The following is a 22623-nucleotide window of genomic DNA, read 5'->3' as shown; positions in this document are numbered from 1 at the left end:
CGCGAAATTGAGAATCAGAATCAATTAAATAGGAGAGCGCCTATGAACAAGCTCAACAAATTCACTGCTGTAGCCCTGGCTTCCTGCCTTAGCTTAACACTCATTTCCTGCGACCAGGAAGATAATAAAGACAACGATAATTCGGTATTCTTAAGTTTGTTTTCTCTTGTTGAGGGGGCAAAGTCTTGTGAGACTCCCGGCAGTACGCTGACTTTGTCAACTCCAGTAGAAATCTGTAATCCAGCTGGTGGGGCGGGAGTTCATTTTGTGATCCATGATCTTTCTAATGCATTTAGTCACAGCGTAATTTTTTCTGGCGGTTACAAATCGAAAGATTATGCTTTGAATGCACCGACTGCTGGGAATGTTTTAGTAAACAATTTCAATGCCTTCCAATTTTGGATGTATGATGGACGTTCTACTTCAGGATCTCCAGCTTCTGCCATTCGTTACGAACCTAATTACGCAGCGTCCTCCGCAGTAAGAGTTAACACGGGTTTAACTGCTGCTGAATTACCTATTGGCACCGTAACCGACACGCAGTGTGATACATTCGGTGCTGCAGCTACAAATTGTAAGTTAAACAAAACCGGTGGGGAGAAAAAAACTTTTTGTTTGGATGTAACACAAACTACATCAGGTGCTTCAAGAATTACACTTTGGTTAGATGGAAAGAATGGTGCTAATTGTAACGTAAAATCTTCTTTGACAGCAGAAAATGCAGTGATTCACAAACTTCCTAGTGATTTTGCAAACAACCTTTCTCCACTTGACACACGCACATTTTATTTGGCAGCAGCACCTGCAGGAAGTAACTCCGGTTCTGTGAGTTTTGGTAAAATCACCGTCTCTACAGAAACGGCTATAAAATAGAGATAACTTTTCTTTATCGTGGTTAGGAGTTGCAATCTTAAATAAAAGTTTAGAATGCAGCTCTTTGTTTTTAGTATTCCACACCAAAACCAGGAGGTGATTCTTATGGAAGAAAAATTATATAATCCTTTGTTTCAAAATATTGCTCGTAGGTTTGTGATCCTTTTAGTCACAACAATTTTTTTCACATTCTGCCAAGAAAAAGAAAAGTCAGACGAAACAAGTCTTCTGCTTCTTGGAGTATTTGTCGGTGCTAGTTCTGGTCCATCTACTGTTTGTCAAACGAATGTAGATGGTACGGTCGAAACAACTATGCCTGCTATCAAAAAGGGAACTTTTGCACTTTGTCGACCATCTGTCGGCGCGGTTCGTCATTATAGGATTGAAGGTCTGAAAATTATAGGAGGGCATACCGCAGTTTCCCTTTATGTGGGGTTGCCAGAAAATTATTCTGCTGACGTTAGTCGGAATAGTACACTCGCTGCCGGTCAATTCGCAATGAATTTTTATTCGGGGAGTGGGACAGGAGGATTTGTTCCGGGTTACGCATACGCAAATTTTGGCCCAAATGAATTAAATATAAAGAATCTAACTTCAAACGGGAATAGTACAGCACCACCCGCGCCAACTGTGGCAGGGACCTCTCTAATCAATTTCATTGATCAAGAAGTGGATCTATGTTTTGATCTGACAGCCACAGCTCCCCCTCGCCTGACCGTTTGGGTAACAGGGAAAAACACTGCGAATTGCAAAACTAGGACAAATCTTACTACCGGCAATGCTTTGTTAAACGAAGTTACTTGGACGGGCGGAGATCCTGCTCTGGCGACAGGATTTTCGTTTATTGGTTTAAGTGCAAATTCAGGTATCTCGTTTTCAAAAGTAGTTACCTCAACTCAACTCGCTGTTCCATAAGGTGGTAGTAATAGTGAAATCTTTAAAAGTTATACTTATCGGCTCATTTATCTTTGTATCTATGAACTGTATTCCAGAAAAGACATCGGAAGACGATTCTGCGGCTGCAATGTTACTTTTAGTGACTGACGCAGTTTCTGCTACCGATGGAACAACAATCAATGCTTCTTCCACTACGACTTGGGTGCATGTAAACTTAAAAGCAAATGCAGCAATCGTCGGAGCGGGGGATGCCTGGGATTTAAGATTCAAAAGATACAATATTGGTACAAACAGTGGAACTAGCGGGGCTGGAAATGGGGGAGCATGTAGCACTGGTTCAACAGACTTTTCTGCCACTTACACAGGATCAGAATGTACAAAAGTAGTCGATATGCAATTATCTTCAAGTGGTGGTGGGCCCATCTCTGGCTCAACAGAAAGTATCAATCCAGTAATTTCTGCCCCTTTGGATTTGGATCCAATGCCTGCTGGATACGGCACTTGGTTTACTTATTCAAATACAATTCTTACCGCAAAGGCCACTGTTTACATCATCACCGGAGAAAACGGAGCCAAATACGTTTTACAAATGTTAGATTATTATAATGCCGCTGGAACTTCGGGATATCCAAAATTCCGATGGCGGATATTATAGTTTGTTCAGGTGCGGATTGATTGATGAATTTAATTAAGTATCAATTTTATCGGAGAATCCTGACATCCACTTTCTCTTTAGGTTTTTGTTTTTTTGTAATCCTTATGTTAGGTGATATTTCGGCCCAAACAACAAATCCAAAAAAGGAAGATGACCTTTCGCAGGGTTCAGTTCCAGCAGAGACCGCAAAACAACCCAAACATGGAGAGTCTGGTGTTCAGCCAAATGAAGTTAATGGTGATAGATCAAATATAATCACTGTTACGGGAACACGAAGGCGGAACCTCCTGAAAGACTCAACAATCACTACAGAAGTGATTACAAGAAAAGATATTGATGCCATGGGTGCCAGAGATCTTTCTCAAACACTTGGAAATGTGCCTGGGATTGAAGTGAGGCCTGCGCAATCAGGAGAAAGGGGACAAACAGTTCGGTTGCAAGGGTTATCCGCACAGAATGTACTTATCCTTGTGGATGGACAAAGGACAACGGGACGGTTCAGTGGTTCGATTGACCTAACTCGTTTTAAAGCGGAAGATATTGAGAGAATTGAAATTGTAAAAGGAGCATCATCCGCGATTTATGGGTCAGATGCTATTGCAGGTGTGATTAATATCATTACTAAAGAGGCACAAGATCCGTTATATGCCGAGTTTCGAACATTAGGAGGATCTGGAAGTGAAAAGTATTACGGTCCTTATATGGAGTTCCGAAATTATGCATCCGTTGGTGCAAAAACGGAAAAACTATCAACTCTCATTACTGTAGGTTGGCATAAAGGGGATGGATATGATTTAACTCCTGATGCAACACCGGGACCTAGGAATGGAAGGTATGCCTCTCTTGCCCCTGGTTACAATCCGTATCCAGCAAACTCTTCTATTGTGAATTCCTATTTGTTGGCGACAAGGTTACCTAACTATTCACCACCTCTAGAGTCAACTTCAGGTAGCGCTTTCAATGATATGAATTTATCTAATAAAACTGTCTATCATGCATTGGATAATCTTACTCTTACTGGACAATTTTATTATAGGCATTTGGATCAAACTGCGGTAGATGCGTCACTTCCAAGAACCGTCTATGATCGAAGGAACAAAACTCATGACTTTATGGGTGCATTCAATGTGGATTGGGCAGCAAATAAAAAAGTAAATGTAAACCTTAATGCCAATTATTCTAGATTCCAAGATTTATATACTACGGATCAGAGAAAAGCTGATGACCTGGATTCTCAACAAAGAACAGATAATGCAGTGACTGAATTTAGGTCTAGAGTAGATTATAAATTTTCAGAAAATCATGTTACTTCCGTTGGTGCGGAAAACTTACAAGATCAAATCTCTTCAGCACGTATTGCTCCCGATTGCCGACGTACTTATCCAAATGTTTGTTATGAAGATTTTAACCCAGAATTAACAAAAGGACAAACGATTAACGGCAATGCGTATCGTTTTAGGAATGCGTTTTATGTTCAGGATGAATGGAGAGTTTCGGACAAACCGAGAATACAAATTGTGCCAGGAGTTCGATATGATCATGATTCTATTTATGGAGGAGAGTGGCTTCCGAAACTAGCGATTCGTTATGATGTAACAGACCAGTTTCGTTTCCGAGCAGCCAATGGGCTTGGGTATAGAGCACCTAGTTTTCAAGATTTGTATTTTAATTTCTTAAACCCAGGTGTCGGTTACAGGGTTGTAGGGAGTTCGAATCTAAAGCCAGAACTTTCTAGGAGTTATAATTTTGGTTGGGAGTGGGATATTACAAAAAGGATTTGGTATAGTACAAATTTGTTTCATAACAATGTAGATAATTTGATTGGATTTAGAACCAATCCGGCAAGAGATTCATCGGGCCTATTGGTATACCAAACATCAAACTATCAGAAAGCAACCACACAAGGAATTGAATCTTCAATTAACATTCGACTGACGGAGATTGTATCTACAAGTGTTGGATATACATACACCGATACAAGAGATGAACTTACAAAACTTCCTCTTGAAGGAAGAGGCCCGCACCGTTGGAACTTTAGTATTAGGTTAGATGAAAAATCAAGTGGATTGTCTCTGTCCGTTTTTGCAGTGGTTTTTGGGAAACAACCATACTATTGTGTTAAAAATCCATTCTGGTGTAATCCTGATCTCCCACCAAACTTTGATGGTTTAGAATCAGTAATAAATAGTCAGGCACAAGCTAACATTGCGAACTCGTTAAGTGCTTTACCTGCGGGTGTTTCGGACTATTGTTCAGAAAATAATCTTTCCTATTGCACTACGAGCCCCACTTATGGATATCGAATGGTGAACCCTCATACAAATTTAAATTTGCGTTTGTCGCAAAGATTTTTTGGGCACTTCCAATGGTTTGTAGGGGTGGACAACGCCTTGGATGCCTGGGATTTGCAATACAATCCGCAAAGGCCAAGATTTTATTACTTTGGATTGGATGGTAAATTTGCTTTTAGCGAAGTAAAAGTGACACCAGCAGAACCACAGGTGAATTAAAAAGTCCTTTAAATCTATTTCTGGCTCCGTATAGAATTCAATATGCAAACATTATATCTTGCGGGACCAGAAGTTTTTCTGACAAATGCTTTGTCGGTTCTTTCTGATGCAAAAAAACTCTGTGAATCATTTGGATACTTTGCCCTAACTCCTTTCGATGGAGAGGTGACTGATAAAACAAAGTTGGCTAAAGCAAATCAGATTTTCCAAGAAAACATCTCTCTCATTCATCGGTGTGATATCGTAATTGCAAACTGCAATCCATTCCGAGGTGCTTGTGTAGATGATGGAACCGCCTTTGAGATTGGTTATGCCTACGCCAAAGGAAAACTTGTTTTTGGGTATTTAAATGATAACCGCAGTCTACCGGAAATTGTTAAATCCAAAATCCGCACAAAACCACATTCGTCTGGTTATGCGATTGATGGGGATGGGTATTTGCTGAATGAAGATTTCGGTAATAGTATAAATTTAATGTTGGAGTTTTCGATTCTAGGTTCTGGTGGGAGTTTGGTATTAGGAAATTTGGAAACAGTTTTGAAGTTATTGAAAACTTCAAAATAATTGGAAGCCAGTGTTTCGTTTGCGAAAAGTTTCTAACCCTAATTTCCAAGTAAAATAATCCCCCAAAAGGATGACTTTCTTTTTGGCTCTTGTTATCGCCGTGTATAAGATCCTTCGGTTGAGGATGGGAATTTCTTCGCTACCTTCTGATTGGGAAGAAGAAATTGGCGGTAAATACAGCAAGATGGTATTGTATTCGGATCCTTGGCTTTTGTGTATGGTAAGAAAAAATGCAGGTTCGTGTTCGGGCAAAGTATCCAAAGCAAAAGAATACAATCTGTTTTCTATTGAAAATACGGCTCTCAATTCTGAATCGATTTTTAGTACGAGGCCAATATCACCATTGAAAAGTTTTCTGATTTGATCATTTCTTTTGATGATGATTGGCATTCCTTGAAAATAAAATGATTTTGCCAGATGCCGATATTCTATATTCTGTGAATTGGTGTGAGAAGAGGTGAGTTGTTTTTTTGCGAGTTCTAAAATTCGATTATGTAAGGATTCGATTCCATAATACCCTTTCCTTAATATAGTCAAACAGCGGTAGTCAGAAATCATCTTTTCCAATGTTTCTTTGTTTTCGTTTATGATTAGATCTTTTTTTCCCCAGTTTAAAGCAGTGGAGAGAATTGCTGTGGGTAAAAAGAATTCCTTCCATAAAAATTGTATCAAATCTTCTTGTTTCCAATTTTTAAATGGAGTGAGATCACTTGGCCTTGTATCTTCTTTTTGTAACCAAATGAAATCTGCATCTTCATTATCTTCGATAGACTCTAAAATTTTTGGGTTGGGGAAGGAAGGCTTTGTGTTTGGTGAATCAAACGAATCCATTACTAATTCGGCAAATTGGCTGAACTCTGAAGATGCAGAGGACCTATGATTGACCTTTAGCTCCGAAACAAATTTACCCTGTTTTTTAAATTCTATCAACAGGTCAGATAAAACTTCCCCTTGGCCAACAGAGGGTAATTGGTTAGGGTCACCTAACAAGATTAGATGTGTTTTTTCGCTAATCGAATCCAAAAATAAATTCATAAGTGACATATCTACCATAGAAGTTTCATCCATAATGATTAAATCAAAGGGTAGGTATCTTTTGTCCCCATAGTAAGGTTTCTTAAGATCGGGGAAATACTTTAATAAATTGTGAATGGTTTGTCCACGTAAAGAGGAGGCTAGTTCTTTTGTATTTTCGAAGTAACTTAAATTTTTCTGAATGGATTCTGTAAGCCTTTGCGCCGCTCTACCGGTAGGTGCCACTAGTGCAATGTGATTAGCTGTTGGAAGTTCATGCAATTCATCTAACACCTTTAAGATGAAAGAAACAACAGTTGTTTTGCCTGTCCCTGGCCCTCCTGCCACAATTCGAAAAGAAGAAGTGATGGATTCTGCGACTGCATGTTTTTGTTCGATTGCCAGTGGATTTCTGAATTGAGATTCTAATTTAGAAATAATAGACTCTATTTCCGAAATTTGTAGTTTTGGGGACTTTTTTTGTTCAGATCGGTTTGAGAGTAAGGTTTTCACTTTGGTTTCGAAGTGGATTTTTTCCTTGTAGGTTTTTTGAAAGTAAAGCCTAGTTTCACCACCAACTGTTTCCAGATGGAAAGGGAATTGGTTTTTGAAATCATTGCTGAATTTCGGATCCAACACTGGTAAGTAGAGATCTCCACCTAGTGTAACTTCGATTAGATTTGCAACCAGAACTTCGTGCTCTTTAGGAATGTGCGGGAAGTGGGTTATAATTTCTTTTGCCATTTCCAAATAAGATGACTCTGTTTGTTTCATAAATATAACTTCTCTAAACTAGCAGAGGCTTCTCGAATATAAGTTAAAACCTCTTTTCGAATTTCAGTAAATGTATCTAAGGTCCACTCAGTTTGAGATGATTTAAGATCAGAATAGATACCTGAATTTTTATAGATACCCATTCCTCTTAGAAAAAGATAATATACACCTCCAAATTTTTCCAATGCCAATTTGCTTCCATATAGAGAGGTAAGATAATCGAAAAGAATCAAAGCATATACAGATTTCTGAATTATATAGCCTTTTTCAATCACAGCCTTTGTCACAGACGTTTTATCATATAGGTCGTTTGGTAAAAGATTGGATTTATAATCAGCTATGTAGTATTTTCCATTTTTAACAAAAACCAAATCAATGGCTCCTTTTAAATAGTTTTCAAATCCTGGTGTTAAGTCCACACCAGATTTTTCCAACATCTTTTGGATGTATAAATGGAATTTTAATTCAGAGGATTTGTCTTCAGGTTTCAGCTGATACAAACCAAACGTCCCACCGTCAGCTAGAGTGATCTCCGCTGTCATAGCTCGTTTCAAAAGTGTCAAAACAATCCTTTCTAAACTTTCATTTGATTCTAACGGCAGTTTTATGGGATATTGCCGAAAGGACTGGTTGTAGGCCCATAGCCAAGAAGGGTGTTTTTGAATTGTTTCCATCGAGAGTTCAAAAATCGAAAATTCGCATAATTCGAGAATACGGTGTAAAAAATTTCCGATCCTCGAACTCGAAGGAAGTTTGGATTCGGCTTCGGAAGGTACTGGCTCTAAGTTTTCTTCAATCTCTTTTTCAGTTTCTTCCGTACTCTTTGCCGAAAGACTTTGAGAAGTTTGTAAACTAGTATAACTGTGTTGCAATAAGATTCTTCCAGCTTTGATGTCAGTCGGAAAAACTATTGGAGTAGGTTTTGCCTTTTTTGTTAGAGTTGATTCCTCTGTGCTCATCGAAACTTCTATGACTTGCGCATTACTTTCATTGCGGAAAAGGAAGCTGTTCTCAGGGGCTGAGTGGTTTGAGTTAAGTGTTTGGATTCTTTCTAATTCAGAAAATAAAATATTGCCATACCCAGATTTTTGAGTGAAATCATTTCCCCAAGAAAGTTTAGGTAAATACAATCTTAAGTTGGGTCTTGTTAATGCCACATACAATAAACGTTTTTGTTCATTCAAAAAATGTTTGAATTCGGCTTGTTTCCCATTTTTAGAATCCCATAGATTAAGTATCCACCTTCTTTCAGTTTTGTGGTTTTCGTCTATGAAGGTTGGGTATTCATAATTGGTAAGGCTTTGGGGTCTAGTTCCAAAATAATACAAAAAAACAATGGGCCACTCCAATCCTTTAGAAGCATGGATGGTTAAAATTTGAACAGCATCATCTTCGGTTTCTCTGTCAAAAAGAGGTTCTTCTTCAGGAGAAGTTTTTTCTTGTTTGAGTTTTCGTAATTCTGTCAGCAGTTCTGAGAGGTTTGCATTGGATCGAATTTGGAATTCGAGTAACCTCTGAAAGATCTGCCTATAGTTGGTTCGTTTCCTTTCCCATTCTAAATTCTTAAGATCCTTTTCCCAAAGCACTTTGGTTTCATCCATCACAGAACGAAAGAATGCAGCAAAACGATTTCCCCGAATCAGCTTTAGCCAAACATCGATTAAAGATTTCTCGTAGGAGTCGATGGAATGTTCATTGTATTTTGATAGATCCTCTGGGCGAACTCCAAAAAGATCAGAAAAAAGAATTCGTTTGTAAGAACGGGAACTATTTGATTCGGCTAAACATTCTAATAGGTTTTCAATTTGATCCGCTTCCCTTGATTGAAAAATCCCCCGTTGTTTGTAAATGGAACAAGGAATCCCGGCATTTGATAAAGTTTTTTCAATGAGTTCTGTTTCTTTTTTGCTGCCACATAACACGGCAATATCTTTTAGTTTTACTGATTGGGGAGAAGGGTTTCCTTTCTTAATATAAGTTAAAGATTGTTTTTTTTGTTGGAAGGATAGAATTTCTTTTTTTATGGATTCTGCCCATACGCTCCTTGCTTGACTCACATTTTGTAAATGATCTGGACATTGGATGACATGGATTCCAGACTCTTTTGGATCGGTGTAGGAATATTTAATTTCTGAGGGCTTTGGGTAAGCAACCGGATGGTATTGATAATTTTCTTTTTTGGAACCCGGTTCCTCAATGGGAAAAAAATTAGTTTCGCCCAATTCCTTATCCTGATTATAGAAAAGAAAGTTTAATCCATTAATCACTTCTTTCGTAGAACGGTAGTTCGTTGTGAGACTACCTTTGGAGTCAGAGAAGTCCTCTGCTGCTTCCAGATAAATGCCAATATCTGCCCCTCGAAATCCATAAATACTTTGTTTTGGGTCACCTATACAAAACAACATTCTGGCTTTATCTTTTTGGTCTACAAATAGGGAACGGAAAATTTGGTACTGGTTTTTATCTGTATCTTGGAACTCATCTAAAATACAAACTTGGAAACGTTCTTTTAAAGATTGGACAAGGGATGGATTGGGGGAAGTAACCACAGTCTCATATACTTTTAAAATCATCTGATCATAAGTCAGTGAATCTCCAGTTTGTAATAACAATTTTGTATCTTCTACGAGTTGAAGTGCCGTTTCTTGCAAAAACCATTCTCCTTCTAAATCAATTTGATCAATAGGAAAGGTTTCTTCTAGTAAGGAAATAAGCATCGAGATGGTGGATTGTAGCTCTGTTGCCTCTTTGTTTAAGTTTTTAGTGATAGTTTTGCCGGCTAACAAAAGATAAGTGAATCCTTGGTATGAAATTTTCTCTGCCGTTCTTTGAAAACTTCCAATTCTCAGTAATTCAGTTTTTAAATTTTTAAAGTCTTTGGATAGAAGGGCTTCAAGGAAGTGATTCATAGACAACCAATTCTCTATCCATTTTAGAATGGTTCTTTTATCCCCTTGTTCGAGAATGGAGTCGCCGACTGGCCCCTTAACCGATTGAATGACATAGGTTAAAGAAGAGATGATTTGTCCTATATTGGGCGAAGTGATGGTATTTTCCAAAGTCAAAACCTTGGGAAAATAATAGTTTTTTGTATTAGAAAGAATTTTGGATACGGCAAATGTGATTGATGACTCTTTTTCTAAAGTCCGAGACTCAATTAAATCCTTTGCTAAATCATCAAAATTTCTTCCTCCCCAATGGTTTCGTTTTAGAAGATAAAAACTTTTTTTGATGATTTCATCTGCGCTTGTTAATCGTACATTGGGGTTGTTTTGGGTTTCAATCGGATATTCTTTTAACACCATATTACAAAACCCATGGATGGTGGAAATCGTGACTTGGTCTAAATCACGTAAGTAACGATAAAAGCCAGGGTTTCTCCCATTGTCAGAAAGTTCTAATATCTTAGTTTTGAGTCGTCCCTTTAGTTCTCCGGCTGCTTTTTCAGTAAACGTGAGAATGAGAGTATTAAGAAGTCGGTTTTCAGAAATATTATTTTGTACATCATATTCCATAATCTCACCTAACATTTCCATGATGAGGTGGGTTTTTCCCGTACCGGCAGAGGCCTCAATGAATTTGGGTTTGTGGAGTAGGGGATGGTTCATTGATTAAAACCCTTTTTTTAAAAGAGGTAAAAAGATCTTCCATACTGATTGAATGGAAAAATTTTCTAATAAAACTTTTGTATAAGGAGAAAGTTTCATTGTCTGGCTTTCAAAAAATAAAATATTTTCACTTTCTTCTGAAAGGAAATTCTTCCATAATTTGTCGATGGTATCCCCATTAGTTTCAATCTCTTCCAATGAATGTTTGGAAAAGAAAAGGTTCAAACCAGCATTGGGAATGTATTTCGGATTTTCTTCCGTGACTAATTGGATTACGGAATCCAAATAGGATTGGCAATCCGTTACAGAAAGTTGAGACATATCTAACCAACTTTCGTTTTTAAAATCCTTTGCGTTGGCGGGAATAATGACTAGAGAGTTCCCGGTAACCCGAAATAAACAAGCGCTAATCAGCACATAGGCCATCTTCCCTAGATAATCTTTTATATGTTCATTGGGATATTTGGGTCTATCATACAAACTACCTGTATAGAACCAGTAGTAGATTCCGTCTTTTTCGATAAGGTTTTCCCATTCCCCAACAATTGTCCTGCGCTCTGTTAGTCGGTAAGGTTCGATTTTTTTACACTCGCGTAGCCCTGTATCGCCTATTGATACTGCTTTCAAATAAGATAAAGTATCTTGTGGATGGAAAAGAGATTCCTTTAGGATGCGGAACCGCTCAGAAATCCTCTCCACTTCGTTAAGTAGAACTTCAGAGGAAACAATATGAAAAGCACCATAAGGAAATTCTGCATTTTGTTCTGCTTTGAGAGTGAGTTCGTTTAGATGAGTTTGGATTTTTTCTCGATCCCAAATCCATTCTTTATCAATTACTAATGACTCAGTAAATATAGGGATCAAAATTGATTTGATGGTAAAAATTTCCAACTGATTGAGTCGGAAAGGTTCCTCTTCCTGTTTTTCTTCTTCTTCCCAAATCCTTCCTAGGTTTTCTAATAAAGATCCAAGGATGGGATTTTTTAGTCCATTAGTAAGTTCTTGGACTGTAAATTCACGGGCTTTCTCTGAGATACTCTCTACCGACACAAGTAAGTTCGGATCAGTAAAATTGGGATTTGGCAACTCTACTTCTGAGCACCTAAACCTTTCTAAATTTCGAACATAATCAAAAGAAGGAAATGAGTTCTTGTCATAAAATCGACTATACGCTGTTAGTGGCAATTCGGTTGCTTCTTTAAGCTCCATCGCTGTCATAACTTCAAATAAAGTGGAACATGGTTCGAATTCTTTGTCTTCTAATGTGTTTTTACCAACATAAGAAAATGTAATGCTTTCTTCTGCAGACAGGATGGATTCCCAAAATAAGGATTCTTGAATTTCTCTGCGATTGAGATCCCACGGTTTGGAATCATACCTACGTAAATTAAATCTAGATCTATCAATAGAACCTGGGAATTTGCCTTCCCCAAGTCCAGCAATGTATACATGCAAAAAGGGGATGGGTCGCATCGGTTGTAAAAGGGAAACTGTAACACCTTCGGTTAAATAATTTCCGCGATGCATAGGTATGTCAGAGAAAGTTTCTTCTGTAAGTAAGGACATCATTTCTAAAAAGTCTTTTGGCTGATTCCAATCGGAGTCACACCAAGATTCTATCGACTTAAGCCAAACATTGAAATAAATTCTTTCGTTTTCCCATTCCCCTTCAAAAGAAAATAATTTTTGGAATGAGCTTTCAAGAATGCGATACCTTTCTCCTTTTGGTGTCTTTAAAACTTTCTCTTTTAGTTCCCATTGGATATCTTTGATTCGATTCCAAATTTCCACAAATTGAATGATGGTTTTATCGGAAGAGATGGATTTTGTGACAACCTGTAATTCTGTCCATGCAGCTTCTTCTTCAGCCACCATAGAAACAACAGCACGTTTGAGACCGAATGAAATTGTATAAGGATTGGATTCTTTTTCTTCCTCGTAAATGGAACCCAAGGAATCAATTAAATCCAAAACTTTCAATGGTGTTTCCTCATCACTTTCATTTGGATTTGTGATGAGAGGATTTTTGAATAGAGTATGGATGTCTTCTTTTTCAAATCGGTTGTTTGTGATACAACGAAACAAAGTAGACAATGCCAAATACAACTGCGATGTATCCTTTGCCACTAAATCAGTAATAGAATAAGGTATCTTCAGTAATTTTGGCAAATTCTCTATCTTTTGAGTCGTGTATATTCCGCCGTCAAACACCCATTCTACGGCTGATCGGTATTCGTTCATATTGGGCACTAAGATGGCGAAATCTAGTAAATTAAGTTTACCCTTACTTAAACTTATCTTGTTTAATATATCATGTACAATGGATTCCACTTCTCGATAGACCGAAGGAGCATTCCAAACTCTTACAGTTTGATCTTCTAAATAGTTTTCGACTTTAGGAGACTCTTCCAATAAAAATGCCTTTAATTTAGGAAGCATCCCGCCATTTAAAAATTTCGACTTTTGTTTGTTATACTGGTCGTTTGCGAATTCTTTTGCTAAATAAGATTGTGGTTTGGAAAATTTGGATAAATAGTTTTTTGTTTTTTCGGGATTTTTCCCAATGGTTTTCCCATTGTGGAACTGATAGATGTGAACTGTTAGTTTGGAATCCGCGGCAAAAGCCGTTTCTTTTAAAAAATCAATATAAGTTCCAGAAAGATTAGACAAACAGAACAAGTGTAAGTCGCCATTTAAAGGCAACCTTCTTCCATCTTCCAAATACTGAAATAGATTTTTTGGTTTTGACTTGTCTTTATAAATTTCAGTATAAATTTGTTTTTCTAATTCCCAATAGGGATCTTTTTTAAGTTCATTTGGAATATTTTTTGCTTCCAAGCCAAGCCAATCCTTGATCCATTCTTCACGGTTGAGCTCATAATCTTTGAAATACTTCGTAAGTACATCGGAAAGATAGTATAACTTCGGAATCTCTTCCAAATACTTTTCCATCTCAGGAAAATTTTTCAATAACGTATTTTGCCTTTGGTAGAGTAAAGAAAAACAGTCTCGTTTTAATGTTTCGTATTGATAAAGTGCTGTAGATTCTTCGTAAGTTTGTATATTCAATGATTGGAATATGATTTTTAAAATCGCTTTTTCTAAAAAAGTAAATTCTATGTTTAGAGAAAGATGTGAAGGGTCAAATTTTGGTAAGTTTAGTCGTAACCAAGGGATTAAATTTTGGTTGGGAACCACAACAAGCGGACGTTTAAGCGGGCTCACTCTTTGGTCTTCAGTAATTTGTTTTCCAAGTTCGGTGGTAATCTCACCTAGATGAAGGCCAGCGTAATAATGTATCGGCAACGGGGTTCCCTTTATTGATGAATCGTACAAAGTCTGACGTTTGAACCAACCAAGTCCATTCTAATCTGATCATTTATAAGGAAAAATAAGTAAGGTGGGGCGCCATTTCCGGCTATCCGCTGCAATCTTTCGCACTGGCGAAAGGATTTCCGCTACTATCCGGGGCGCTTGTATTTGATTGTTCTTTGGAAAAGAAGGGGGAGAGGAAACCCTCTCCCGATAGATAAGCTAACTAAGTATAGGTGAATATTGGTTCACTTATTCACTTTCAAAACGAAGAGTTGATGCACTTGAAGTGCTATGTTTGAATGCCGTTGTATACAGGGAGATTGGTTTTGGTACTGCATACATGGGATCAATATTGTCGATGGCAAGAGCTAGGCGGCTTCCAATAGGAAAGTCATGGGCCACTGCTTGTAAATCAACATTGAGGTCTGTGTCTTTTCCCTTCACACCAAAGAGCGTTGCTGTTCCATGAGAGATCAGTTTTCCAGTTCCCCAAACATCCACTTCATACAAATACACCACAACATGAGGAGCATTGTCCGAACTATTGATTCGACCTTTGTAGAAAGTGCGTCCTCTGAGCTTTAAAACGCTAGTTAGTTTGTCAGAGATATAAACCATAGCATTGGTACGATCAATCAAATTGACATTGGTTGTAACGGGAACAGATACGGCTCCATCTAGAATTTCGGATAGAAGAGGAACACCTGTAGAGGCATTTGTTCCGCCAGAAAGAATGGTATCAGTTCCATTCGTTGTGTTCGCGGTCGGTGTGATTTTTCCTGGGCTAAGGATTCCCATCGGTCTTAGGTGGTAAGTGCGTTCCACTTTGTTTGGATTGGGCCAAGCAGAGTAGGTAACTCTAGCATCAGAAAATCTTTTTTGGATAGAGACCTTTGGTTTTGACATGATTCCATTTTGAATCCCTTTTAGCCAATAATCAAACCAGTCATAAGCATTGGTCCATACGTAGTTGTTGATTCCAAGGATTCCACCAATTTCTGCTGTGGCGTGAATTCCATTATTTAAATCCAATTTTTTAGGAACAGTCAGTTGTTCAAAATAAGGAAGAATTTGGTTTGGTTGGAAAAGATTGTCTTGGGAGTTATTGGAAATATAAACAGGTTTTCCAGATGCATTGAGAGCACTGACCATACTGTTAGGTGAACGTTCACTAGCCCAAACAAGTACTGCGGCAACATCTCTGGTATCCAATAGTTTTTGGAAGTTTTCCGCAATAATAGGATCCATTCTTCCGGTAATATAACCCGCAGTGACAAGAAGTAATCCCCAAACGAGCCTTGGAGTTTGGTTTCCATAAAGTGAGTCTGGCAAACTTCCCCAGCCACTCATTGCTACTGCTGTTTTTATTCTAGGTTCTTTGCTAAGACCCAGAAGAGAAATTCCAGCTCCATAAGAAATCCCCGCAATACCAATGTTTGCTGGATTGACGGGAGCATTCGCAAGTAGGAAGTCTATCCCTTTGGAAAGATCTGTCATATCTTTCGGGCCTGCGACATTGATAAGTCCACCTGAGGTTCCAAATCCTCTTGTGTTATAACTGAAGACAACGTAACCTTTTTTTGCAAGTTTCGCCGCTGGTACAATGTATTCGTATTCGTTAAGAGCCCAACTGTTGACAAAAATCACAGCAGGGAAGGGGCCTGTTCCTGATTTTGGAATGAAGAGGTTCCCTGTAATTTTTACCCCATCTTCACTGACATACGAGATGTTGTCGTTGAAGGTGAAACTTCCATCGTTTTCTGTTGCAAATGCTGATTGGATGTCCCGAGATAGGTTTGTGTTACTTTGCTTCATTACATCGGGTGAAGTTGAAGCTTCTGAGTTCGCTCCGCTTAACACGCCAAGTACGGCAGTGCTATTCTTAGAGTTTTGGTTTCCATTTGGTCCGCAAGCCACGAGGAGGAAGACCCCGAGTGGCAGGAGCAGACGGTATATTTTTTGCTTTTTCATAATTCGCCTCTGAATTGCCTTTAAATTACCATGAATAAGTTTATTTGGCGTCCAAGATGGCGATTTTGGACGATTTTTTAGGTCTAATATCATGATTTTGTACTAATTCTTTGTACGAAAGTCCTCCAAAAGGTTGACGGATGCGTGCATTTCGTCCGATTTTTGGATCATGTTCGAATTCATCGGTTCTTGGCTTCAGTTTGGAGCTTGGTATCATTTCATTTTAGGCGTTGGAATCCTTGTCAAAGAGAAAGGTTCCAAAGGTTTCCCCTTTGCCATGATCGCTGCCTTTTCTGGTGGAACCTTGGTTCTATACGCCTATCGTTTGTATGCTGGTCTGGAATTTGAAACTTCTCTTTGGAACCACGTTTATGTTCCTGTGATTTATTTAATCCCTGGGAGTATGCAATACACTATTGAACAGTTTTTAAGTCTGGAACCTGTTCCTTTGCGAAAACTCTATCGTTTGTATCCGACTTTTGGTGTGGTTTTATTTCTCCTCCTTTTGCAATGGCTGGCACCGGATACTCTTTCTAGGTCCATGAACCAAAGTTTTGCGGGAGCTCCGATTTCTCTTCCCGAACTCACCTCTATATTGGGATGTCTCTATTGGATGGGTACCTTTGTTTGGATGATTTATCAATATAGAAGTATCCTTTACAACAATCCAAACAGAGAAGCGAAACTAGGAGTGCAAATATTGGGAATGATCCTCAAAGGAAACATCACCTTTGCTGGTTTTATTTTAATTAGCACAATTTTGCGATGGCATGTGGGAATTTATTTTACAGCAGGACTTGCGACTCTCATGGCTGTTGTCGCTTTTATCGGTACGGAGATCAATCATGAATTGTTTAAAGATATTTTGCCGGGCCTTCGCCAATCCTACCGTACTTCTCGTATCCTCAACCTGGATTTGGAAAAGTTACAAAAAGAACTCGACTACTTATTAAAAGTAGAATGTGTTTACCGCGAAGAAGATTTAAGTTTAGCATCTTTTTCCGAAAGATTGGGAATCAAAGATTACCAACTCAGCGAATACACTAACGCATTTTTAGGAATGAATTTCAATCGGCTGATCAACGAATATCGCATATCAGAAGTTTGTCGATTGATAGAAAAAGAACCAAAAGCAAATTTACTTTCCCTTGCTTACCAAGTTGGGTTTAACTCCAAAGCAAACTTTAATTTAGCTTTTAAGTCTCTGAAAAAAATGTCACCAAGTGAGTATGCAAAGTCTGTAGGTGTAAGGAAGGGGGAACCAGTTTAACCATCCCCACTGCCCAAGTTCACAAAGGGTAACAGGAATGGACAAACTGCCCTCTTTCTATTTTTTTCCTTTCGGTTTTTTCTTTGATACCATATAACCTAAAATATGTGCCATTTTCCAAACGGTTTCTAAATATTCCTTGGTTGCGGGCATACTCGATTCCGTTTTGGAATCATGTAGTACGGAGTGAAGATGGAATTCATTTGTTCCAAAGCGGATGGTTTCTGGTGTCAAATGGATCCAAGTATGCCAACCGTATTCCCTTTGTTCTGGATAGAAGGTGAGAAGGATCCCCGGTTCTTTGATTTCTGGCAGATCGGGAACTTTGTCATCTAACTTGCGTCTGGCTGCCATATCGAGCATTGTATGAGTTTCCGAATCTTTTTTGGATTTTTTCCAATGAGATTGGATGCTATCATCTCCTTTTTTGCCAAAACATCGCCAAAGGAGTGGTAAGCGGAGCCCCAGGCACTCTTCATAAACACTAGAGTCATAAGACTCGTGGTTTGTCATCTCAAGTCGTTTTTCGATCACTTGGGAAATAGTTTCAAAAGAAGAATCCCCCTCTAATAAAAACAACTTGGCTGCGAGTAAATCAGTCCATACATACCAATCGGGACTTGGTTCTTTTAGTAGGGATGTAATCTCAGCTGCGTCCATCGTAAGAACTTTCTTCCAGTGGAGAGATTCGGGTTCCATCACTCGCATAAATTGTAATAGATATGCTTTCCAAGATGGTGCAACATAAGGTAATTTGAAAATTTCCAAAAAGTAAGGATAAACTCCCCGCCCTTGGAAAAAAAGGGCTTTGATGGCTTCCCACCTGTCATACGACCCTGAATATTTGTATTCATCCAATGAATACCGCAATGATTCTACAAGCCAAGGCCCACCATAACGAATCACATCTTCATGTTTATATTTGGTTTCCCGAATTTTTTCGAATACATGTTGGGTGCTATACTTTTCTGGATGAAGGACTGCCTCGGGTAACAAAGATTTGTTTTTCGAAAGTGATGATGCATATTTATCGGAAGAATCAAACTCGGGAGCATCCTCACCGGTGAGTGTAATCCAAGCGCGCCTTGCCTCCACCTCAATATAACTCCAAGAGTAATCTACCATAGGGTCAGGATCTGCATAAATATGATACCAAAGATGGTCTTTGAACTTTTGAATTTTTAATTTTCTAATCCATCGAATGATTCCATACACTCGGACTTGATCCCCTTTGTTTCCAAGAATTCGTTCTGCAAAAGCTAAATACTCACTATTTTCTGGCTCTAGTAACAATAATCCTGCCACATAACAGGCCTTTAAGTCGATGGCAATTCCAGGATAAGCGGTTTGGTCAATTTTGGAAAAGGATTCATATAACTCTTGTTTTGCTTTTTCTGGATCCATTTTGGCCCATGCTAACGCTGCTTCGGAAATGTTGATGATTAGATTCAAATCAAGATAAGCACCTTTGTCTCTACCTTTGAATTGGAAGCTTTTCCTAACATAGTTGGCTATGGTTTCCGTATGTTCTTTTAAATTTAAATGGGCACATACCGAAAATGCATTTCCAACGCTTATCCCAAAAAAACCAAAATGGTCTTTGTAGCTTAAAAGTTTGTTTATCAGTTGTACAGAGACTTCATCTAAAGTTAAAATTCTTTCTTGTAGAGCTTCGTTCAGGTGCGTATACACTGTGAACATGTTGTTCAAAGTGGGGCCTTCTTTTTTAACCTTTTCTTGGATCTCTTTTACATTGTCTAAGGTCTCAAAAGTTCGCCAAGCGGCATCTGCTAAAATAGAATTGGCTTCTGCGTGCTCACTTTTAATCAATGCTTCCACAACATATTCTAATCTTGGGTCATCTTGTTTGAGTTTTTTGACTGCTTCTCTTAGTGAAACAATGGATCTATCATCATCCAACATCCCAATGGTTTTTGTAATTCCACAATAAGCTTTTTTGTTTTCCGCATCATATTTTAATCCTTGTCGGAAGGCGGCATTGATGGCAAGAGAAAGTCTTTTGTCTAATTTATTCGGATTGTATGGCCAAGTATTGTAAGCACTGTCAGTTCGTTCTCTAAAATAATCTTCAATCAGTCGTTTGAGGCTTGTATCCTTTTTTGCAATTTCTTTGAGAATTGTATCGTGAGCATTCACATCATCGGGAAATTCTTCCATTAATTGGAATAAGTCTCCTTCCTTTTTTAGCCTTGATTCTAAATCTTTTTTTGAGATGGTATTGAGATTAGAAAGTCCTAAGCTATCATTGTATAATTTTATATTTTTTGGTTCAATATGTTTGGGATCGGCATTACTAAATGTTTGGGTTCGAATCTTTTCTACTTTATCCGCAGGTATGTTGAATAAAGATTTAGATTTCCCTTCCAAATAAGCAGACAAATGGGTACTGATTGTAGTGATCATTTTACCTTTGGATTTACTTGCTAGTTTGATAGACTCTAGGCAAGCTTCATCATTTCTTAAATAGAAGTGATGAAGGATCCAATAAGCAGCTAAATTAGGAAAATTTTTAATCTCTAGTTTTTCTTCTTCCCAAATGGCATAAGAAGGTGCATCTGCAAGTTTTTCAGTAAAAGCATAGGCAGGCTCGCCATAACTATGTCCGAGTAGCCAACTAGATCTTTCGAACATATCTAAAGAATTGTTATAGATAGGTTTCTTCTCGTAAGCTTTAATAGCTTCTTTTTCGAAGGCCTTAATTATACTTTCTTTGATTTGAGATGTTAGAATGGGTTCCTTTTCCTTTTTATTGGAATTTTCCTCTTCAAATTCTTCTTCCTCATCCTCATCATAACCTTCGTTAGAATCATTTGTCCAATTACCTGCGATAAAATGCGCTATAGAAAAATAGGGTAGGTTCTCTAATTCGCCAATTTCGTGATTGTAGTGATTGACTTCGATAGATTCGTTTTCATTTGGTAATAAATTGATCCAACAAGTATCTCCACCACCATCGGAAGCAAAAGCATAGGATCCATTAAACAAAAACATAAGACCACTGTAAGAACCAACTAACCATCCAAGTATTTCTTCTGGGTCTTTGATTTTTACTAATTTTTCAGCGGAGGAAATGGCATAATCAAATCCACCATCCTCATCTTCTTCCATTTCCTCTTCTTCGGCGGAGTGATGGTCGATCATGTTCCAAACATCAGAAACTTCATACATAATGGCTCTATATGCTTTTTTAAGATTCTCCCATTCTAAAATTTCTTTTCCCGGTTTGAAGCCATAGATAGATTCAAATTCTTTTATAAAACTTTGGTCTAATTTGCTTTTATTTTTTGAGAGTGCTTTTAGAAAACGGTCTCTTTGTGATTGAAACACTAACATCCGATCAATGATGATTTCTTTCAAATTCCCGAAGTAAAAGTCTGATTTTTGTAAATTTAATTTGGTAGTTTGCTTCATTGCGCCAATTCCGTATTTAAAGTAAAAAAAGATTCTGAATAATGGTTTCCATAAACTTTGAACCAATAACTGCCAAGATTGTCTTTCTCGAATCGGAGTAAGTTTAAATCTGGTGTGATTTTATCATAGAGAGGGTGGGGAGTTAGAGTTAAGGTATCTAAATTGAAATTCAATAAATGTTTTTTTGCAGGTTTTTTATTTCTTTCTCTTAAAAGTAGAGTGAGGTTTGACTCGTCTTCAATCGCCAAATCAATGAATTCCAAATAAGATCCAAAGTAGGATTTCATTGTATCGTCATACAAATCGAGAAGGTTCTTTAATTCACCATTTATATTTCTTACTTCTAATTTTGAATCAGAATATAGGAAAATCTTTTTTGAATTTACTTTTACTTTCATTGGTGCCCCACTGATCGAAAATTCAGAGACAAACTTTCCATCCAAATCAAGTATATATGCAATTTCAGAATTGTTTTCTGTTACCAAGATTCTGTTGTTACTTATTTTTTTTAGATTCCCAATATTTTCAAATTCAATATTCGTGCTTAAGGTTTCCCAGTTGCTTCCGTTCCATCTATGGATTTGTTTTCTAGAACTGGTATTATTAAAAATAACATACAAATAAGAACCGATATTTAAAATCTGATAAGGGGCAGTATTTGTCAGTTTGGGTGAGGGCAAACTATAAAAAGTATCATCCTTATAGTAGATGACAGAGCTGGACGATCCGAATAAGACAGTATCGGGGTTGGAATCAAAAGGGTTGTCGCTGGCAAGGTAAAAACCAATTGGGAATTCATAGCGCGTTATTTGTTTCCCGTCGTTTTTGTAAAGAATAGGACTTTGGCTCCAAGAACCAATCCAGATATTTCCATTACTATCCCGCTCGAATAGAATCCTTTCGAATCCAGTTACAATAGAATCCTTTTTTACGTCATTAGTTGTATTGATTTTTATTTCTTGCATTGTGATTTATTAGAAACTTTGAATGCAAATTGGAAACTATACTTGATTAGGCAATTTATTTTTTATTTTATATTTTTTGAATATAGAAGCCGTGAATATCACTACAAGAGATTGCATTTCGTCTTGAATTCCACATAGCAAACGCTCTAGTGATTTAAATAGATATGTATCATAGAATTCTTTGAGACAGACCATAAAATTTTCAATACATTTATCTGGGAAATTTTAAGGCTGTAGTTGTTATAGAGTTAAATTAAGTATCGATTCCGTTCTTTTGATCCGCTTGTATTTTGAATTCGAAATAGAATTAACAAATTTGTGTTATCTTTAAATATAAAGACATTCCCAAAAAAGATTCTAGAGGTTGCTTATCCCACACATATTGTTGCCGATAAAGTTCATGAAAGTGGATTTGCCCAATACTACGGGGCTCATCGACTGTTTTTTGGGAATCCTTTCATTGGAGAGGTAGTTGGCTTTGAAGAAATCTCAGATCGGTATGCGAAGATTCATTTTTATGATGTGAGTCTCGGAGTGATAGAAGTATATACAGGAAAGTTGTTGCATTTTAAAAACTAAAGTGCCACCCTCTTTAACGTCTGAATCAGGATTTTAATCATACTTTTTGTAAAGGATGTACGATTACACTCACTCGAATAACGTTTGTTATGCGACATAATGCTTATTATGGGAAGTAACTCACTGCATCACGTAAGAATCTACTCGAAACCCTAGCCGTTGCATCATCTAAAAATCTACTCCAAATTAGATAAGG

General features: G+C 37.7%; 12 protein-coding genes and 1 pseudogene. 7 read left to right on the top strand and 6 right to left on the bottom strand.

What is annotated here, in order from left to right; genetic code table 11:
* Window positions 1-42 precede the first annotated feature (42 nt).
* From JWG40_RS12350 to JWG40_RS12330, 5 genes are all read left to right on the top strand, one after another.
* Window positions 43-873, top strand: a complete 831-nt coding sequence (locus JWG40_RS12350) for a hypothetical protein (RefSeq protein ID WP_205286103.1) — start codon at window positions 43-45, stop codon at window positions 871-873.
* A gap of 105 nt (window positions 874-978) precedes the next feature.
* Window positions 979-1788 (top strand): hypothetical protein, encoded by an 810-nt coding sequence (locus tag JWG40_RS12345; protein ID WP_205286102.1) that lies wholly within the window; start codon window positions 979-981, stop codon window positions 1786-1788.
* 13 nt (window positions 1789-1801) lie between these two features.
* The gene (locus JWG40_RS12340) at window positions 1802-2425 is read left to right on the top strand and encodes an HmuY family protein (protein ID WP_205286101.1); all 624 of its coding nucleotides are present in this window, start codon (window positions 1802-1804) and stop codon (window positions 2423-2425) included.
* A gap of 23 nt (window positions 2426-2448) precedes the next feature.
* A complete protein-coding gene (locus tag JWG40_RS12335) occupies window positions 2449-4935 on the top strand; it encodes a TonB-dependent receptor plug domain-containing protein (RefSeq protein WP_205286100.1) in 2487 nt (828 codons plus the stop codon).
* Window positions 4936-4977: 42 nt separating this feature from the next.
* Window positions 4978-5499, top strand: a complete 522-nt coding sequence (locus tag JWG40_RS12330; protein WP_205286099.1) for a nucleoside 2-deoxyribosyltransferase — start codon at window positions 4978-4980, stop codon at window positions 5497-5499.
* Here the strand turns inward: JWG40_RS12330 and recD are convergent.
* The 4 genes from recD to JWG40_RS12310 all read right to left on the bottom strand — a co-directional run bounded on the left by recD (window position 5491) and on the right by JWG40_RS12310 (window position 16181).
* Window positions 5491-7287: an exodeoxyribonuclease V subunit alpha gene (gene recD, locus JWG40_RS12325; RefSeq protein WP_205286098.1), complete on the bottom strand. Its 1797-nt coding sequence runs from the start codon at window positions 7285-7287 to the stop codon at window positions 5491-5493. The two genes, JWG40_RS12330 and recD, sit on opposite strands and share 9 nt — an antisense overlap.
* Window positions 7284-10895, bottom strand: a complete 3612-nt coding sequence (locus JWG40_RS12320; protein ID WP_205286097.1) for a UvrD-helicase domain-containing protein — start codon at window positions 10893-10895, stop codon at window positions 7284-7286. Before JWG40_RS12320 ends, recD begins: the two co-directional genes overlap by 4 nt.
* 3 nt (window positions 10896-10898) lie before the next feature.
* On the bottom strand, window positions 10899-14201 hold the full coding sequence (locus tag JWG40_RS12315; RefSeq protein WP_205286096.1) for an exodeoxyribonuclease V subunit gamma: 3303 nt from the start codon (window positions 14199-14201) through the stop codon (window positions 10899-10901).
* Between the two features lie 258 nt (window positions 14202-14459).
* Window positions 14460-16181, bottom strand: a complete 1722-nt coding sequence (locus JWG40_RS12310; RefSeq protein ID WP_205286095.1) for a CocE/NonD family hydrolase — start codon at window positions 16179-16181, stop codon at window positions 14460-14462.
* 169 nt (window positions 16182-16350) lie between these two features.
* On the opposite strand from JWG40_RS12310, the gene JWG40_RS12305 reads away from it, so the two are divergent.
* A complete protein-coding gene (locus tag JWG40_RS12305; protein ID WP_205286094.1) occupies window positions 16351-17451 on the top strand; it encodes a helix-turn-helix domain-containing protein in 1101 nt (366 codons plus the stop codon).
* Between the two features lie 57 nt (window positions 17452-17508).
* Here the strand turns inward: JWG40_RS12305 and JWG40_RS12300 are convergent, their stop codons facing one another.
* Together JWG40_RS12300 and JWG40_RS12295 are read right to left on the bottom strand one after the other, a co-directional pair.
* Window positions 17509-20883: a hypothetical protein gene (locus JWG40_RS12300; protein ID WP_205286093.1), complete on the bottom strand. Its 3375-nt coding sequence runs from the start codon at window positions 20881-20883 to the stop codon at window positions 17509-17511.
* The gene (locus tag JWG40_RS12295; RefSeq protein WP_205286092.1) at window positions 20880-21848 is read right to left on the bottom strand and encodes a hypothetical protein; all 969 of its coding nucleotides are present in this window, start codon (window positions 21846-21848) and stop codon (window positions 20880-20882) included. Before JWG40_RS12295 ends, JWG40_RS12300 begins: the two co-directional genes overlap by 4 nt.
* 330 nt (window positions 21849-22178) lie before the next feature.
* Here JWG40_RS12295 and JWG40_RS12290 point away from each other — a divergent pair.
* Window positions 22179-22427 (top strand): annotated as a pseudogene (locus JWG40_RS12290) (IS481 family transposase); the annotation flags it as partial.
* Between the last annotated feature and the right edge of the window lie 196 nt (window positions 22428-22623).

This window comes from Leptospira abararensis, assembly GCF_016918735.1.
GTDB lineage: Bacteria > Spirochaetota > Leptospiria > Leptospirales > Leptospiraceae > Leptospira_A > Leptospira_A abararensis.
The sequence above is the reverse complement of the archived record's forward strand: the minus strand, read 5'-3'. Positions and strand labels throughout refer to the sequence as shown.

Excerpts from the sequence above, each read along its gene's own strand:
- JWG40_RS12350 (WP_205286103.1), top strand. The coding sequence starts at position 43 with ATGAACAAGCTCAACAAATTCACTGCTGTAGCCCTGGCTTCCTGCCTT.
- JWG40_RS12345 (WP_205286102.1), top strand. The coding sequence starts at position 979 with ATGGAAGAAAAATTATATAATCCTTTGTTTCAAAATATTGCTCGTAGG.
- JWG40_RS12335 (WP_205286100.1), top strand. The coding sequence starts at position 2,449 with ATGAATTTAATTAAGTATCAATTTTATCGGAGAATCCTGACATCCACT.
- JWG40_RS12330 (WP_205286099.1), top strand. The coding sequence starts at position 4,978 with ATGCAAACATTATATCTTGCGGGACCAGAAGTTTTTCTGACAAATGCT.
- recD (WP_205286098.1), bottom strand. The coding sequence starts at position 7,287 with ATGAAACAAACAGAGTCATCTTATTTGGAAATGGCAAAAGAAATTATA.
- JWG40_RS12320 (WP_205286097.1), bottom strand. The coding sequence starts at position 10,895 with ATGAACCATCCCCTACTCCACAAACCCAAATTCATTGAGGCCTCTGCC.
- JWG40_RS12310 (WP_205286095.1), bottom strand. The coding sequence starts at position 16,181 with ATGAAAAAGCAAAAAATATACCGTCTGCTCCTGCCACTCGGGGTCTTC.
- JWG40_RS12305 (WP_205286094.1), top strand. The coding sequence starts at position 16,351 with ATGTTCGAATTCATCGGTTCTTGGCTTCAGTTTGGAGCTTGGTATCAT.
- JWG40_RS12300 (WP_205286093.1), bottom strand. The coding sequence starts at position 20,883 with ATGAAGCAAACTACCAAATTAAATTTACAAAAATCAGACTTTTACTTC.
- JWG40_RS12295 (WP_205286092.1), bottom strand. The coding sequence starts at position 21,848 with ATGCAAGAAATAAAAATCAATACAACTAATGACGTAAAAAAGGATTCT.